This is a genomic window from Hylemonella sp. GW821-FHT10B10, assembly GCF_059415585.1.
Genome location: NZ_JBWKNN010000002.1, coordinates 142,009 through 156,463, shown reverse-complemented (window position 1 = coordinate 156,463; position 14,455 = coordinate 142,009). Strand labels below are relative to the sequence as shown.

The window sequence follows — 14,455 nt, the reverse complement described above, 5'->3', positions numbered from 1 at the left end:
TGATTTGCTATTGAATTGAGAGCGGTCAGCCGAGCATGGTGTGAGCAAGCCAGGGCTTCTGCGCCAGGCGCTGGGCTTCGAAGGCGGCGATCTTGTCCTTGTGACGCAGGGTCAGGCCGATGTCGTCGAAGCCGTTGAGCAGACAGTATTTGCGGAAGGCCTGTACATCGAAGGCAATCTCCTCGCCCTGTGGCTTGACGATGACCTGACGTTCCAGATCGATGGTCAGCTGGTAACCGGGGAAAGCCAGGCATTCGTCAAACAGCTGGGCCACGACGGTCTCGGGCAACACGATGGGCAACAGGCCATTCTTGAAACTGTTGTTGAAGAAGATGTCGGCAAAACTCGGCGCGATGATGGCGCGAAAGCCGTACTGGTCCAGTGCCCAGGGCGCGTGCTCACGCGAAGATCCGCAGCCGAAATTCTTGCGCGCCAGCAGCACGGAGGCGCCGGCATAACGGGGCTGGTTCAGCACGAAGTCTGGGTTGGGCTTGCGGCTGGCCGGGTCCTGGCCCGGATAGCCGGGGTCCAGGTAACGCCATTCGTCGAACAGGTTGGGACCGAAGCCCGTCTTGCGGATGGACTTCAGGAACTGCTTGGGGATGATGGCGTCGGTGTCGACGTTCTCGCGGTCCATGGGAGCCACGAGGCCTTTGTGCACGGTGAATTTCTGCATGGTGGACCTCTCAGGAGAACTTGCGGATGTCGACGAAATGGCCATGCACGGCGGCGGCGGCAGCCATGGCCGGGCTGACCAGGTGGGTGCGGCCACCGGCGCCCTGACGGCCTTCGAAGTTACGGTTGCTGGTGGAGGCGCAGCGCTCGCCCGGTTCCAGGCGGTCGGCGTTCATGGCCAGGCACATGGAGCAGCCAGGCTCGCGCCACTCGAAGCCGGCGGCCTTGAAGATCTCGTGCAGGCCCTCGCGCTCAGCCTGCTCCTTGACCTGACCTGAACCAGGTACAACCAGGGCGAGACGGACATTCTTGGCGACCTTCTGGCCCAGCTTCTTGACCACAGCCGCTGCCTCGCGCATGTCCTCGATGCGGCTGTTGGTGCAGGAGCCGATGAAGACCTTGTCAATGCTGATGTCGGCCAGCGGCTTGCCAGGCTCCAGGCCCATGTAGGTGAGGGCGCGCTCGATGGCGCCGCGCTTGTTGGCGTCTTTTTCCTTGTCGGGGTCGGGCACGCGGCCATCGATGCCCAGCACCATTTCGGGCGAGGTACCCCAGGTGACCTGCGGCAGGATCTGCGTGGCATCGAGCTCAACCACCGTATCGAACTTGGCGTCAGGATCGGACTGGAGGTTTTTCCAGTAGGCCACGGCCTGATTCCACTCCACCCCGGTGGGCGAGAGCGGACGGCCCTTGACGTATTCTATGGTCTTGTCGTCCACTGCGACCAGGCCAGCACGTGCGCCGCCCTCGATCGCCATATTGCAGACCGTCATGCGGCCTTCCATGGACAGGGCGCGGATGGCTGAGCCGGCGAACTCGATGGTGTAGCCCGTGCCGCCGGCGGTGCCGATCTTGCCGATGATGGCCAGCACGATGTCCTTGGCAGTGACGCCCTTGGCCAGCGCGCCTTCCACCTTGACCAGCATGTTCTTCGCCTTCTTGGCCAGCAGCGTTTGCGTGGCCATCACGTGCTCGACCTCACTGGTGCCTATGCCATGCGCCAGCGCGCCAAAGGCGCCATGGGTAGATGTGTGCGAATCGCCGCAGACCACGGTCATGCCGGGCAAGGTAGCGCCGTTCTCCGGGCCGATCACGTGCACGATGCCCTGGCGCTTGGACAGGAAGGGGAAAAAGGCGGCGGCGCCCGATTCCTTGATGTTGGCGTCCAGCGTGGTGATCTGTTCCTTGCTGATCGGATCGGCAATGCCGTCGTAACCCTGCTCCCAGCCCGTGGTCGGGGTGTTGTGGTCGGCAGTGGCCACGATGGAGCTCACGCGCCAGACCTTGCGGCCGGCTTGGCGCAGACCTTCGAAGGCTTGCGGGCTGGTCACTTCATGGACCAGGTGGCGGTCGATGTAGAGGACGGCGGTGCCGTCTTCCTCGGTGTGGACGACGTGTTCGTCCCAGATCTTGTCGTAGAGGGTGCGTCCCATGGTGTTTTCCTTCGCAGGTCTTGAATTTTAGGCGGTGGCCGCTGGGGCCGTGAGGTGGTCCACCAGCAGCCGTGCGGTGACGGGCAGGGTGGAGAAATCGCGGGCAACAAGCTCGATGCGGCGGCGGGCCCAGTCGTCCTTCAGGGACACGCAGGCGAGGGCACCCACGCCTTGCATGAGTTCGAAGGCGCGGCGCGGCATCACGCCCACGCCCAGGCCGTTGTGGATCATGCGGCACATGGCGTCCAGGCCCGTGACGTGGATGCGCAGGCGGATGCTGCGACCCGCGGTCGCGGCGGCCGCGCGCATGGCCAGGTAGATGGAGCTGGTGGCGTGCAGGCCCACATGGTCCCAGTCCAGGGACTGCACGAAATCGATGGCACCGCCCGCGGCCAGCGCGTGGCCCCGGGGCACGATGAGCACAAGCTGGTCTTGTCGGTAGGGCAGGGTCTGCAGCTCCCCCGTGCCGACCCCCGCGTTACAGATACCCAGGTCGGCGGCGCCTTCCTGTACGGCGCGCACGACCTCGGTGCTCAGGTGCTCCTCGAGATCGATCTTGACCTGCTCATGCTCGCGGATGAAAGCGCCCAGGTCTTCAGGCAGAAACTGCACGATGGCGGAAATGCTGGCGTGCACACGCACATGGCCACGCACGCCGTCCACGTACTCGCTGAGTTCACCCTGCATCTTCTCCAGGCTGTAGAGCACGGAGCGGGCATGGTGTAGCAGACTTTCGCCGGCCGGTGTGAGGTCTACGCCGCGCGTGTGGCGGTAGAGCAGGGGGGTCCCGAGCGTGGTTTCAAGGTCGGCCAGACGCTTGCTGATGGCCGAGGCGGCGATGAATTCACGTTCAGCCGCTTTGCCGATGCTGCCGAGTTCGCAGACGGCCACGAAAAGCTGCAGGGACGTGAGGTCCATGCGGCGGGCAAAGCTGCGGTCGGCGGTTTTCATCGGGTGGATCAGGATTTGTCGTCGCGTTTGGCGATGAGGTTTCCATTTTCCCTTATGAAGCTGGGTCTTGCCATCGTGTTTTGCGATGGCTGTGCTGCCCTGCAGGTGATGCCGGTCCCGGGCGCAAGGGCTCAGTCGACGATCAAGGCTGGATTCAGCAGGCGCACGCGGTGGTCCACGTAATAACCACCGAACTCGGTGTAGCGCAGCACCAGACGCCGGCAAGTTCCACAACGCCAGACATCGCTGCGGTTGTAGGGGAACCAGGCTAGGGCCACCGGGGCGGTGGGATCGTCGTAGCGCGTGCCGGTCGGGTGGTATTCCTCGAAGGTGGGCTCATGGACCTCAGGGTCGCGCAGGGTGGCGAGCTGGGTCATGAGCGCGGCGGGCCAGCGTTCTTCGGTCAGGCTGGTCCAGCCGGTGTACACGGCCAGGCCGCAGGCGCAGGGCTGCTCGCCCGGCGCCTCGGTCTGCAGGGCGCGCAGTTCAGCGGCGTGCTGGATGAGTTTCATGGTGGGGGCTGAAATGAAAAAACCCGCCGACGTTGCCGTGCGGCGGGTTGTTCGGCGCGGCTTAGCGCTTGGCCAGCGGCGGCACGTCGCGGCGCGGCGAGCCGGTGAAGAGCTGGCGCGGACGGCCGATTTTGTACTCGGGGTCGCTGATCATCTCGTTGAGCTGGGCGATCCAGCCCACGGTGCGGGCCAGGGCGAAGATCCCGGTGAACAGGTTCACCGGGATGCCAATGGCGCGCTGCACGATGCCGGAGTAGAAGTCCACGTTCGGATAGAGCTTGCGCTGCACGAAGTAATCGTCTTCCAGGGCGATCTTTTCCAGGGCCATGGCCAGCTTGAACAGGGGGTCGTTTTCCAGACCCATTTCCTGCAGCACTTCCTTGCAGGTTTCCTGCATGAGCTTGGCGCGCGGGTCGTAGTTCTTGTAGACGCGGTGACCGAAGCCCATGAGCTTGACGCCGGAGTTCTTGTCCTTGGCCTGCTTGATGAACTCGCCGATCTTCTCGACGCCGCCATTCTTCTGGATGTCGCCCAGCATGTTCAGCGCCGCTTCGTTGGCGCCGCCGTGGGCCGGACCCCAGAGGCAGGCCACGCCGGCCGCGATGGCGGCGAAGGGGTTGGTGCCCGAGGAACCGCACAGGCGCACGGTGGAGGTGGAGGCGTTCTGTTCGTGGTCGGCGTGCAGGATGAAGATGCGGTCCAGCGCGCGCTCGAGCACGGGGTTGACCTTGTACTCTTCGCAGGGCGTGCCGAACATCATGCGCAGGAAGTTGCCTGCGTAGGACAGGTTGTTCTGCGGGTACATGTAGGGCTGGCCGATGCCGTACTTGTAGGCCATGGCGACCAGCGTGGGCATCTTCGCGATCAGGCGGATGGCCGCAATGTTGCGGTGTTCCGCGTTGTTGATGTCCGTGCTGTCGTGATAGAAGGCCGACAGCGCGCCGACCAGGCCGGTCAGCACGGCCATGGGGTGGGCGTCACGGCGGAAGCCGCGCAGGAAGAACTGCATCTGCTCGTTGACCATGGTGTGGTTGGTCACGAGCTTGTGGAAATCCTTCTGCTGCTTTGCGTTGGGCAGATCCCCGTAGAGCAGCAGGTGGCAGGTGTCGAGGTAGTCGCACTGGGTGGCGAGCTGCTCGATGGGGTAACCGCGATACAGCAGTTCACCCTTGTCGCCGTCGATGTAGGTGATCGCGGACTGGCACGACGCCGTGGACAGGAAGCCCGGGTCGTAGGTGAACATGCCGGTCTGGCCGTACAGCTTGCGGATGTCGATCACGTCCGGGCCGATATTGCCCTGGTAGACCGGCAGCTCCATGCTGGGCATGCCGTTACTGAACGACAGGGTGGCTTTGTTGTCAGCGAGTTTCATGGGGGCCTTTCAGGAGGTGGTTCTCAACATTTTCAAAACTTCTTGCACATCCGCGCGGTTCAGCTCGGGGCTGACTTCAGCCAGCGGTTTGCGACCCAGGTGCAGGTCCAGCAGGTCGTTGTCACTCAGATCCATCAGCGCGTTCAGCCCCTGCGACTGACGCACCGTCAGCGAGGACTCGAACTTGCGGAAAAACCGTTCGATGAAGAGATCGTTCTCGAGCAGGCCGCGGCGGCAGCGCCATTTCAGCTTGCTCAGCGCCCTCTCATCGATCAGATCATTGTCCACGGTATGTACTGTCAGCTGCCTTACACCGCGCGGGCGACCATCATTTCCTTGATCTTGCCGATGGCCTTGGTCGGGTTCAGGCCCTTGGGGCAGACGTCGACGCAGTTCATGATGGTGTGGCAGCGGAACAGGCGGTAGGGGTCTTCCAGATTGTCCAGGCGTTCGCCGGTGGCCTGGTCGCGGCTGTCGGCGATGAAACGGTAGGCCTGCAGCAGACCGGCCGGGCCGACGAACTTGTCCGGATTCCACCAGAAGCTGGGGCAGCTGGTCGAACAGCTGGCGCACAGGATGCATTCGTACAGGCCGTTGAGCTCTTCGCGCTCTTCGGGGCTCTGCAGGCGTTCCTTTTCGGGCGGCACATCCTCGTTGACCAGGTAGGGCTTGATCGAGTGGTACTGCTTGAAGAACTGCGTCATGTCCACGATCAGGTCGCGTACCACCGGCAGTCCGGGCAGGGGCTTGAGCACCACGGTGCCCTTGAGCGTGTTCATATTGGTCAGGCAGGCCAGACCGTTTTTGCCATTGATGTTCATGGCGTCAGAGCCGCACACGCCTTCGCGGCAGGAACGGCGGAACGACAAGGTGGGGTCCACGGCCTTGAGCTTGACCAGGGCGTCGAGCAGCATGCGCTCATGGCCGTCGAGTTCGACCTCGATGGTCTGCATATAGGGCTTGGCGTCCTTGTCCGGGTCGTAGCGGTAGATCTGGAACGTGCGTAGGGTCATGATGGTCTCTCGGCGTGACGTCTTAGAAGGTACGGACCTTGGGCGGGACGGACTCGACCGTCAGCGGCTTGAGGTTGACCGGCTTGTAGCTCAGGCTGTTGTTCGCGCTGTGCCACAGGGTGTGTTTCATCCAGTTGGCATCGTCGCGGCCCAGCGGCGAGACCGGGTCGTCGGCCGGGCGCTCGTAGTCGTACACGGTGTGGGCACCGCGGCATTCCTTGCGAGCAGCAGCGGAGACCATGGTGGCCTGGGCGCACTCGATCAGGTTCTCGACTTCCAGTGCCTCGATGCGCGCCGTGTTGAAGACCTTGGAGTTGTCCTTCAGGCCGATGTGCAGGCTGCGCTGGCGCAGGGCGGCGATCTTCTTCACGCCTTCGTCCATGCTGGCCTGGGTGCGGAACACGCCCGCGTGCTGCTGCATGGTGGCCCGGATGTCGTTGGCCACGTTCTGGGCGTACTCGCCCGTGGTGGCGGAATCCAGTCGCGCCAGGCGGGCCAGGGTCCGGTCGGCGGCGTCTTTGGGCAGGGGCTTGTGCTCCTTGTTCCTGGAAGCGAATTCGACGATATGGTTGCCGGCGGCCTTGCCGAAGACCAGCAGGTCGAGCAGGGAGTTGGTGCCCAGGCGGTTGGCGCCGTGCACGCTGACGCAGGAGCATTCGCCCACGGCGTACAGGCCGTTGACGACCTTGTTGCTGCTGCCGTCATGAACCACCACCTGGCCGTTGATGTTGGTCGGGATGCCGCCCATCTGGTAATGGATGGTGGGCACGACGGGGATCGGTTCCTTGGTGATGTCCACGTTGGCGAAGTTGTGGCCGATCTCGTAGACCGAGGGCAGGCGCTTGTGGATGTCCTCGGCGCCGATGTGGGTCATGTCGAGCAGGATGTAGTCCTTGTTCGGACCGCAGCCACGGCCTTCCTTGATCTCCTGGTCCATGGAGCGCGAGACGAAGTCGCGCGGCGCCAGGTCCTTGAGCGTCGGGGCATAACGCTCCATGAAACGCTCGCCATTGCTGTTGCGCAGGATGGCGCCTTCGCCGCGGCAGCCTTCGGTCAGCAGCACGCCGGCACCGGCCACGCCGGTGGGATGAAACTGCCAGAACTCCATGTCCTGCAGCGGGATGCCGGCACGTGCCGCCATGCCCAGGCCGTCACCGGTGTTGATGAAGGCATTGGTGGAGGCGGCGAAGATGCGGCCCGCGCCGCCGGTGGCCAGCAGCACGGTCTTGGCGTGCAACACATGCAGGTCGCCGGTTTCCATCTCCAGGGCGGTCACGCCCACCACATCGCCTTCGGCGTCGCGGACCAGGTCCAGCGCCATCCATTCCACGAAGAACTGCGTGCGGGCCTCAACGTTCTTCTGGTACAGCGTGTGCAGCATGGCGTGCCCGGTGCGATCGGCCGCGGCGCAGGCGCGCTGCACGGGTTTTTCACCGTAGTTGGCCGTGTGGCCGCCGAAGGGGCGCTGATAGATGGTGCCATCGGGGTTGCGGTCGAAGGGCATGCCCATGTGCTCCAGGTCGTACACGACCTTGGGGGCTTCGCGGCACATGAACTCGATGGCGTCCTGGTCGCCGAGCCAGTCGGAGCCTTTGACGGTGTCGTAGAAGTGGTAGTGCCAGTTGTCCTCGGACATGTTGCCGAGGGACGCGCCGATGCCGCCCTGGGCGGCGACGGTGTGCGAGCGGGTCGGGAAGACCTTGGACAGCACGGCTACGTTCAGGCCGGCGCGGGCCAGTTGCAGCGAGGCGCGCATGCCGGAGCCGCCGGCCCCGACGATGACAACGTCAAATTTGCGCTTGGAGATGGAATAGGACATGACTCAGAGTCTCCACAGGACTTGGATGGCCCAGCCGGCACAGCCGACCAGCCAGACGATGGTGAATACCTGCAGGGACAGGCGCAGCCAGACCGGCTTGATGTAATCCATCCAGATGTCGCGCATGCCAACCCAGACATGCCAGGCCAGTGCAACGATGATGGAGAAAGTCAGCACCTTCATCCACTGGGCGGCAAAGATGCCGGCCCAGGCTTCGTAGCCGATGGGGCCGCGGGTGAACAGCACCTGGGCCAGCACCACGAAGGTGAACAGGACCATGAGGATGGCGGTGATGCGCTGGCTGAGCCAGTCGCGCAGGCCGTAATGCGCACCGACGACGATACGCTTGGAGCCAAAGTTGACAGACATGCTTGCTCCTTGTTCTTAATAGATGCCGAACAGCTTGGCACCGAGCACCACCGTCAGGGCGATGCTCAGGACCAGGGTGACGATGGCCGAGCTGCGGCCGAATTCCTTGCTGACTGCGTGGGCCACGTCCATCCACAGATGGCGCAGGCCGGCAACGATGTGGTGCAGAAAGGCCCAGATCAGGGCCAACGCCACCAGCTTGAAGAACCAGCCCGGCACGAAACCGAGGCCGACCGAGAAAAGGGCGCTGAAGCGGGCGTAGGAATATTCGGAGGTGACCGAGGTATCGAACAGCCAGATGATGAAGGGCAGCAGCAGGAACATCAGCGCGCCGCTGACGCGGTGCAGGATGGAAACCCAACCGGCCGGGGGCAGGCGATAACTGGGAAGATCCTTGAGGGCGTGGATGTTGCGGAACTCGGGGCGCTGAGCCCGGGAGGGCGTGGCAAGTTCGGACATGATGGGCTTTCGATGGATGTAACCGCCTTGTAATTTTCAGGCGTTGTCGGAGTCAAATTCTATTGCAATGCAGCATCCATAAGCTTGTATCGAAAAATTCATTGTTCGAGCTTATGGTCGTAACCGAGTTTCTCAGCTCAGCACATTGCGGTAGTGATGAGTATCGGTCAAGTAGAGGCCGCGGCGCAGTTCCATGGGCACGTCGTTATAGGTGTAGGCGATGCGTTCCACGCTCAGCAGGGGGGTGTTCTTGGCCACCTTGAGCAGGGCGCTCTGGGCTGCGTCGGGCAGGACGGCGCGTATCTTTTCTTCGGCGCGCACCATGCGCACACCGAACTCGGTTTCAAACAGTTCATACATATGGCCATGGTGCTGGCTCAGGCGCTCGGCCGTCAGGCCTTTGAACGGGGTGCCGGGCAGCCACAGGTCCTCGAGGATGGTGGGGGTGCCGGCGAAGGACAGCACGCGCCGGGCCTGCAGCACGCTGTCACCGGTGCGCAGTGCCAGGGCGCGCGCGATCTCGGCGCTGGCGCGCAGACGCTTGCAGTCGATGATGTTGCGTTCGGCCGGGCCCTCGCTCTGGCGGTCGCCCTGGTCGGGCATGAGGCGCAGGAAGCGGTACTGCACATGCTGCTCGGCGTGGGTGGCCACGAAGGTGCCCTTGCCCTGGCGGCGTACCAGCAGATTTTCCGCAGCGAGTTCGTCGATGGCCTTGCGCACGGTGCCCTGGCTGACGCGGTAGCGAGCTGCCAGGTCCATCTCGCTGGGGATGGCTTCCCCCGGTTTCCATTCACCCGATTGCAGGCTTTGCAGAATCAGTCCCTTGATCTGCTGATACAGGGGGCTGAAGGCCGGTGTCGGCAGCCCTCCTGCCCCGGCGTCGACGGGGGTCGGGGTGCCGTCAGCGAGGGACGTTGCGCTGGAGTTCATGCGGATGACCAGGGGCGTGGAAGGGGGTCCATACATGTCGAATCATATCTTATATAAGACATAAGACAAATTGATAAATCAGGGTTTTCGCGCTACACTCGCGGGGAACATATGGGGTACCGCCGACCCGTCGTGCGGCGGGGCTCCGCAGTCCTCCCTTCCTCATCACTATCTGGAGTTCCACCATGAGCAAAAAGCCCGTCCGCGTCGCCGTCACCGGCGCCGCCGGTCAAATCGGTTACGCCCTGCTGTTCCGTATCGCTTCCGGCGAGATGCTGGGCAAGGACCAGCCCGTCATTCTGCAGCTGCTGGAAATTCCCGACGAAAAGGCCCAGAAGGCGCTCAAGGGCGTGATGATGGAACTGGAAGACTGCGCCTTTCCCCTGCTGGCCGGCATGGAAGCCCACAGCGACCCGATGACCGCTTTCAAGGACACCGATTACGCCCTGCTGGTGGGCTCGCGTCCGCGCGGTCCGGGCATGGAGCGCGCCGAGCTGCTGGCCGTCAACGGCGCCATCTTCACGGCCCAGGGCAAAGCCCTGAACGCCGTGGCTTCGCGCAAGGTCAAGGTGCTGGTGGTCGGTAACCCGGCCAATACCAACGCCTACATCGCCATGAAGAGCGCCCCGGACCTGCCGCGCAAGAACTTCACCGCCATGCTGCGCCTGGACCACAACCGCGCCGCGAGCCAGATTGCCGCCAAGACCGGCAAGGCCGTGGCCGACATCGAGAAGCTCACTGTCTGGGGCAACCATTCGCCCACCATGTACGCCGACTACCGTTTCGCCACCATCAAGGGTGAAAGCGTGGCCAAGATGATCAATGACCAGGAATGGAACGCCAACGTCTTCCTGCCCACCGTGGGCAAGCGCGGTGCCGCCATCATCGAGGCGCGCGGTCTGTCGTCCGCCGCTTCGGCTGCGAATGCCGCTATCGACCACATGCGCGACTGGGCCCTGGGTACCAATGGCAAGTGGGTCACCATGGGCATTCCGTCGGATGGCCAGTACGGCATTCCCAAGGATGTCATGTTCGGCTTCCCGGTCACCTGCGAAGGCGGCGAGTACAAGCTGGTCGAAGGCCTGGCCATCGACGAATTCAGCCAGAAGTGCATTGACAAGACCCTGGCCGAACTGGTGGGTGAACAGGACGGCGTGAAGCACCTGCTGTAAGTCCTGAGCGCCTGACGTCATGGCCCATCCGCGCGACATTCTCCTCGGCGCCCAGGCCGCGGCCGGTTTTCTGCCGGTCTGCGACCATTACAGTGGCGTCGAGGCGCGCATGCGCAAGAGCCTGCAACTGCAGGCCGAGATGACGGCTGAGTTCGGTGCCTGCGTGTTTGATGTCTCGCTCGATTGCGAGGATGGCGCCCCGGTCGGCGGCGAGCGCGACCATGCCCAGATGGTGGTGGCGCTGGCCAAGGAGGCGCAGGTTTCCGCGCACAAGGCGGGCCTGCCCGCCGTGCCGCGTATTGCGGTGCGTGTGCACCCGGTGGACCATGCGGCCTTCGAAGCCGACGTGGCGACCATCGTTGGCGGTGCCGGCAAGGCCCTGTGCCATCTCATGATCCCCAAAGTCGAGACGGTGGCCGATGTCGAGCGCGCCGTGGCGGCGGTCGATGCGGCGGCCCGCAGTGCCGGCCGTGCCGATCCGCTGCCCTTGCAGGTGCTGCTGGAGTCGCCGGCGGCGGTGCACCGTGCGTTTGACATCGCCGCGCATCCCCGTGTGCAGTCCATCAGCTTCGGGCTGATGGACTTTGTCTCGGCCCATGGCGGTGCCATTCCCGACAGCGCCATGAGCTCACGGCCTGACCGCGTGACGGGCGAGCTGGGCCAGTTCACGCACCCGCTGGTGCTGCGCGCCAAGCTGGAGATCGCCGCCGCCTGCCATGCCCACGGCAAAGTGCCTTCTCACTGTGTGGTGACCGAATTCAGCGACACTGAAGCCATGAAGGCCGCTGCCCGCAAGGCATCGCGCGAGTTCGGCTACACGCGCATGTGGAGCATCCACCCGAGCCAGATCCGCCCCATCCTGGAGGCGCTGGCGCCCAGTGGAGCCGACATCGAGCGCGCGGCCGCCATTGTCCAGGCGGCCGAACAGGCGCAATGGGCGCCCGTGAGTTTTGAGGGACAGCTGCACGACCGTGCCAGCTACCGTTATTTCTGGCAGGTGCTGGAGCGCGCCCACCAGACCGGGCGCGCACTGCCCGCTGCCGTGCAAGCTTATTTCGCGACCCCGGTCGCCCGAGAAACCCCCGCTGTTCCCGCCTGAGGCGGGAGCCTATTTTTGAATTTTGCTAAGAAGGAGTCACCATGTTGCAAGCCTACCGCGCCCATGTCGCTGAACGAGCCGCACTCGGCATCCCCCCGCTGCCGCTGACGGCCAAGCAGACTGGCGAGCTGATCGAGCTGCTGAAGAACCCGCCCAAGGGCGAGGAGACCACCCTGGTCGAGCTGATCACGCACCGCGTGCCCGCCGGTGTGGACGACGCCGCCAAGGTCAAGGCCAGCTACCTGGCCGCCGTGGCCCATGGCACCGAGAAATGCGCATTGATCTCGCGCGAGAAGGCCACCGAACTGCTGGGCACCATGCTGGGTGGCTACAACCTGACCCCGCTGATCGATCTGCTGGACGACGCCCAGGTGGGCAAGGTTGCCGCAGAGGGCCTGAAGAAGACCCTGTTGATGTTCGACCAGTTCCATGATGTGCAGGAGAAGGCTGCCAAGGGCAATGCCAACGCCAAGGCCGTGGTCCAGAGCTGGGCTGATGCCGAGTGGTTCACCAGCCGCCCCGAAGTGCCCAAGAGCATCAAGCTCACCGTGCTCAAGGTGACTGGCGAGACCAACACCGACGACCTGTCTCCCGCGCCCGACGCCTGGAGCCGCCCGGACATCCCGCTGCACGCCCTGGCCATGCTGAAGAACAAGCGCGACGGCATCACGCCCGAGGAAGACGGCAAGCGCGGCCCGATCAAGTTCATCGAGGACCTGCGCGCGCGCGGCAACCTGGTGGCTTATGTCGGCGACGTGGTGGGCACCGGTTCTTCCCGCAAGTCCGCCACCAACTCCGTGCTGTGGTTCACTGGCGAGGACATTCCCTTTGTTCCGAACAAGCGTTTCGGTGGTGTCTGCCTGGGCTCCAAGATCGCTCCGATCTTCTACAACACCATGGAAGACGCCGGTGCCCTGCCGATCGAACTGGACGTGAGCCAGATGAACATGGGCGACGTGATCGAACTGCGTCCTTATGAAGGCAAGGCCCTCAAGGACGGCAAGGTCATCGCCGAATTCACGGTCCGCAGCGAGGTGCTGTTCGACGAGGTGCGCGCTGGTGGCCGCATTCCGCTGATCATCGGCCGCGGCCTGACCGGCAAGGCGCGCGAGGCGCTGGGCCTGCCCCCGAGCACTCTGTTCCGCCTGCCCCAAGTGCCCAAGGCCACAGGCAAGGGCTTTACCCTGGCGCAGAAGATGGTCGGTCGCGCCTGTGGCCTGCCCGAAGGCAAGGGCGTGCTGCCTGGTACCTATTGCGAACCCAAGATGACCTCGGTCGGCTCGCAGGACACCACCGGCACGATGACACGCGACGAGCTCAAGGACCTGGCCTGCCTGGGCTTCAGCTCCGACCTCGTGATGCAGTCCTTCTGCCACACCGCGGCCTATCCGAAGCCGGTGGACGTGAAGATGCACCACGAACTGCCCGAGTTCATGAGCAACCGCGGCGGCATCTCGCTCAAGCCCGGCGACGGCATCATCCACAGCTGGCTTAACCGCATGCTGCTGCCCGACACCGTGGGCACCGGCGGCGACAGTCACACCCGCTTCCCCATCGGTATCTCCTTCCCGGCCGGCTCCGGCCTGGTGGCCTTTGCCGCCGCCACCGGCGTCATGCCGCTGGACATGCCCGAGTCGGTGCTGGTGCGTTTCAAGGGCAAGATGCAGCCCGGCGTCACCTTGCGTGACCTGGTGCACGCCATCCCGCTGTACGCCATCAAGCAGGGCCTGCTGACGGTCGAGAAGAAGGGCAAGAAGAACGCCTTCTCCGGCCGTATCCTCGAAATCGAGGGCCTGCCGGACCTGAAGGTGGAACAGGCCTTCGAGCTGGCCGACGCCTCCGCCGAGCGTTCGGCCGCCGGCTGCACGGTGGCGCTGAACAAGGAACCGATCATCGAGTACATCAACAGCAATATCGTGCTGCTGAAGAACCTGATCGCCAATGGTTACCACGATGAGCGCACCATCAGCCGCCGCATCAAGGCCATGGAAGCCTGGCTGGCGAAGCCCGAGTTGCTCAGGGCCGACAAGGACGCCGAGTACGCCCATGTGGTCGAGATTGACCTCAACGAGATCACCGAGCCCATCGTCTGCTGCCCGAACGATCCGGACGACGCCAAGACCCTGTCCGACGTGGCAGGCAGCAAGATCGACGAAGTTTTCATCGGTTCCTGCATGACCAATATTGGTCACTTCCGTGCTGCGTCCAAACTGCTCGAAGGCAAGAAGGACATCCCGGTCAAGCTGTGGATGGCTCCGCCTACCAAGATGGACGCACAGCAGCTGAGCGAGGAAGGCCACTACGGCGTCTTCGGCGCGGCCGGCGCCCGCATGGAAATGCCGGGCTGCAGCCTGTGCATGGGCAACCAGGCTCAGGTGAAAGAGGGCGCCACCGTGATGTCCACCAGCACCCGCAACTTCCCCAACCGCCTGGGCAAGAACACCAATGTGTACCTGGGTTCGGCCGAACTGGCTGCCATCTGCTCCAAGCTGGGCCGCATCCCGACCAAGGCCGAGTACCAGGCCGACATGGGCGTGCTGTCTGCCAATGGTGACAAGGTCTACAAGTACCTGAACTTCGACCAGATCAGCGAGTACAAGGACGTGGCCGACAAGGTCACCGCCTGATCCACGCGGGCTGTTGATCCGAAG

Annotated in this window: 14 protein-coding genes; 3 read left to right on the top strand and 11 right to left on the bottom strand. The window is 63.9% G+C overall.

The window, feature by feature from the left end:
• Window positions 1-25 precede the first annotated feature (25 nt).
• The 11 genes from leuD to AC07NT_RS10875 form a co-directional block, all read right to left on the bottom strand.
• Window positions 26-676, bottom strand: coding sequence for a 3-isopropylmalate dehydratase small subunit (gene leuD, locus AC07NT_RS10925; RefSeq protein ID WP_498598999.1), 651 nt, complete (start codon window positions 674-676; stop codon window positions 26-28).
• 10 nt (window positions 677-686) lie between these two features.
• A complete protein-coding gene (gene leuC / locus AC07NT_RS10920) occupies window positions 687-2,108 on the bottom strand; it encodes a 3-isopropylmalate dehydratase large subunit (protein WP_498599000.1) in 1,422 nt (473 codons plus the stop codon).
• Window positions 2,109-2,135: 27 nt separating this feature from the next.
• The gene (locus AC07NT_RS10915; RefSeq protein ID WP_498599001.1) at window positions 2,136-3,059 is read right to left on the bottom strand and encodes a LysR family transcriptional regulator; all 924 of its coding nucleotides are present in this window, start codon (window positions 3,057-3,059) and stop codon (window positions 2,136-2,138) included.
• A 131-nt stretch (window positions 3,060-3,190) separates the two neighbouring features.
• A complete protein-coding gene (locus tag AC07NT_RS10910) occupies window positions 3,191-3,571 on the bottom strand; it encodes a hypothetical protein (RefSeq protein WP_498599002.1) in 381 nt (126 codons plus the stop codon).
• 61 nt (window positions 3,572-3,632) lie between these two features.
• The gene (gene gltA / locus AC07NT_RS10905) at window positions 3,633-4,943 is read right to left on the bottom strand and encodes a citrate synthase (protein WP_498599003.1); all 1,311 of its coding nucleotides are present in this window, start codon (window positions 4,941-4,943) and stop codon (window positions 3,633-3,635) included.
• A gap of 9 nt (window positions 4,944-4,952) precedes the next feature.
• A complete protein-coding gene (locus AC07NT_RS10900; RefSeq protein WP_498599004.1) occupies window positions 4,953-5,231 on the bottom strand; it encodes an FAD assembly factor SdhE in 279 nt (92 codons plus the stop codon).
• Window positions 5,232-5,251: 20 nt separating this feature from the next.
• Window positions 5,252-5,956, bottom strand: coding sequence for a succinate dehydrogenase iron-sulfur subunit (locus tag AC07NT_RS10895; RefSeq protein WP_498599005.1), 705 nt, complete (start codon window positions 5,954-5,956; stop codon window positions 5,252-5,254).
• 22 nt (window positions 5,957-5,978) lie between these two features.
• A complete protein-coding gene (gene sdhA, locus AC07NT_RS10890; RefSeq protein WP_498599006.1) occupies window positions 5,979-7,775 on the bottom strand; it encodes a succinate dehydrogenase flavoprotein subunit in 1,797 nt (598 codons plus the stop codon).
• Between the two features lie 3 nt (window positions 7,776-7,778).
• On the bottom strand, window positions 7,779-8,144 hold the full coding sequence (gene sdhD, locus AC07NT_RS10885) for a succinate dehydrogenase, hydrophobic membrane anchor protein (RefSeq protein ID WP_498599007.1): 366 nt from the start codon (window positions 8,142-8,144) through the stop codon (window positions 7,779-7,781).
• 15 nt (window positions 8,145-8,159) lie between these two features.
• Window positions 8,160-8,603, bottom strand: a complete 444-nt coding sequence (sdhC, locus tag AC07NT_RS10880) for a succinate dehydrogenase, cytochrome b556 subunit (protein ID WP_498599008.1) — start codon at window positions 8,601-8,603, stop codon at window positions 8,160-8,162.
• 132 nt (window positions 8,604-8,735) lie between these two features.
• Window positions 8,736-9,533: a GntR family transcriptional regulator gene (locus AC07NT_RS10875; RefSeq protein WP_498599171.1), complete on the bottom strand. Its 798-nt coding sequence runs from the start codon at window positions 9,531-9,533 to the stop codon at window positions 8,736-8,738.
• Window positions 9,534-9,718: 185 nt separating this feature from the next.
• On the opposite strand from AC07NT_RS10875, the gene AC07NT_RS10870 reads away from it, so the two are divergent.
• The 3 genes from AC07NT_RS10870 to acnB are packed head-to-tail and all read left to right on the top strand — an operon-like array spanning window position 9,719 to window position 14,431.
• The gene (locus tag AC07NT_RS10870; RefSeq protein WP_498599009.1) at window positions 9,719-10,705 is read left to right on the top strand and encodes a malate dehydrogenase; all 987 of its coding nucleotides are present in this window, start codon (window positions 9,719-9,721) and stop codon (window positions 10,703-10,705) included.
• Window positions 10,706-10,724: 19 nt separating this feature from the next.
• A complete protein-coding gene (locus tag AC07NT_RS10865) occupies window positions 10,725-11,804 on the top strand; it encodes an HpcH/HpaI aldolase/citrate lyase family protein (protein WP_498599010.1) in 1,080 nt (359 codons plus the stop codon).
• 41 nt (window positions 11,805-11,845) lie between these two features.
• Entirely contained in the window at window positions 11,846-14,431 is a 2,586-nt protein-coding gene (gene acnB / locus AC07NT_RS10860) for a bifunctional aconitate hydratase 2/2-methylisocitrate dehydratase (protein WP_498599011.1), read from the top strand.
• The last annotated feature ends 24 nt before the right edge of the window (window positions 14,432-14,455 follow it).

Coding starts and splice junctions, on each gene's coding strand:
- AC07NT_RS10895 (WP_498599005.1), bottom strand. CDS start 5,956: ATGACCCTACGCACGTTCCAGATCTACCGCTACGACCCGGACAAGGAC.
- leuD (WP_498598999.1), bottom strand. CDS start 676: ATGCAGAAATTCACCGTGCACAAAGGCCTCGTGGCTCCCATGGACCGC.
- AC07NT_RS10915 (WP_498599001.1), bottom strand. CDS start 3,059: ATGAAAACCGCCGACCGCAGCTTTGCCCGCCGCATGGACCTCACGTCC.
- AC07NT_RS10875 (WP_498599171.1), bottom strand. CDS start 9,533: ATGAACTCCAGCGCAACGTCCCTCGCTGACGGCACCCCGACCCCCGTC.
- sdhD (WP_498599007.1), bottom strand. CDS start 8,144: ATGTCTGTCAACTTTGGCTCCAAGCGTATCGTCGTCGGTGCGCATTAC.
- AC07NT_RS10910 (WP_498599002.1), bottom strand. CDS start 3,571: ATGAAACTCATCCAGCACGCCGCTGAACTGCGCGCCCTGCAGACCGAG.
- gltA (WP_498599003.1), bottom strand. CDS start 4,943: ATGAAACTCGCTGACAACAAAGCCACCCTGTCGTTCAGTAACGGCATG.
- sdhC (WP_498599008.1), bottom strand. CDS start 8,603: ATGTCCGAACTTGCCACGCCCTCCCGGGCTCAGCGCCCCGAGTTCCGC.
- AC07NT_RS10865 (WP_498599010.1), top strand. CDS start 10,725: ATGGCCCATCCGCGCGACATTCTCCTCGGCGCCCAGGCCGCGGCCGGT.
- acnB (WP_498599011.1), top strand. CDS start 11,846: ATGTTGCAAGCCTACCGCGCCCATGTCGCTGAACGAGCCGCACTCGGC.
- sdhA (WP_498599006.1), bottom strand. CDS start 7,775: ATGTCCTATTCCATCTCCAAGCGCAAATTTGACGTTGTCATCGTCGGG.
- leuC (WP_498599000.1), bottom strand. CDS start 2,108: ATGGGACGCACCCTCTACGACAAGATCTGGGACGAACACGTCGTCCAC.
- AC07NT_RS10870 (WP_498599009.1), top strand. CDS start 9,719: ATGAGCAAAAAGCCCGTCCGCGTCGCCGTCACCGGCGCCGCCGGTCAA.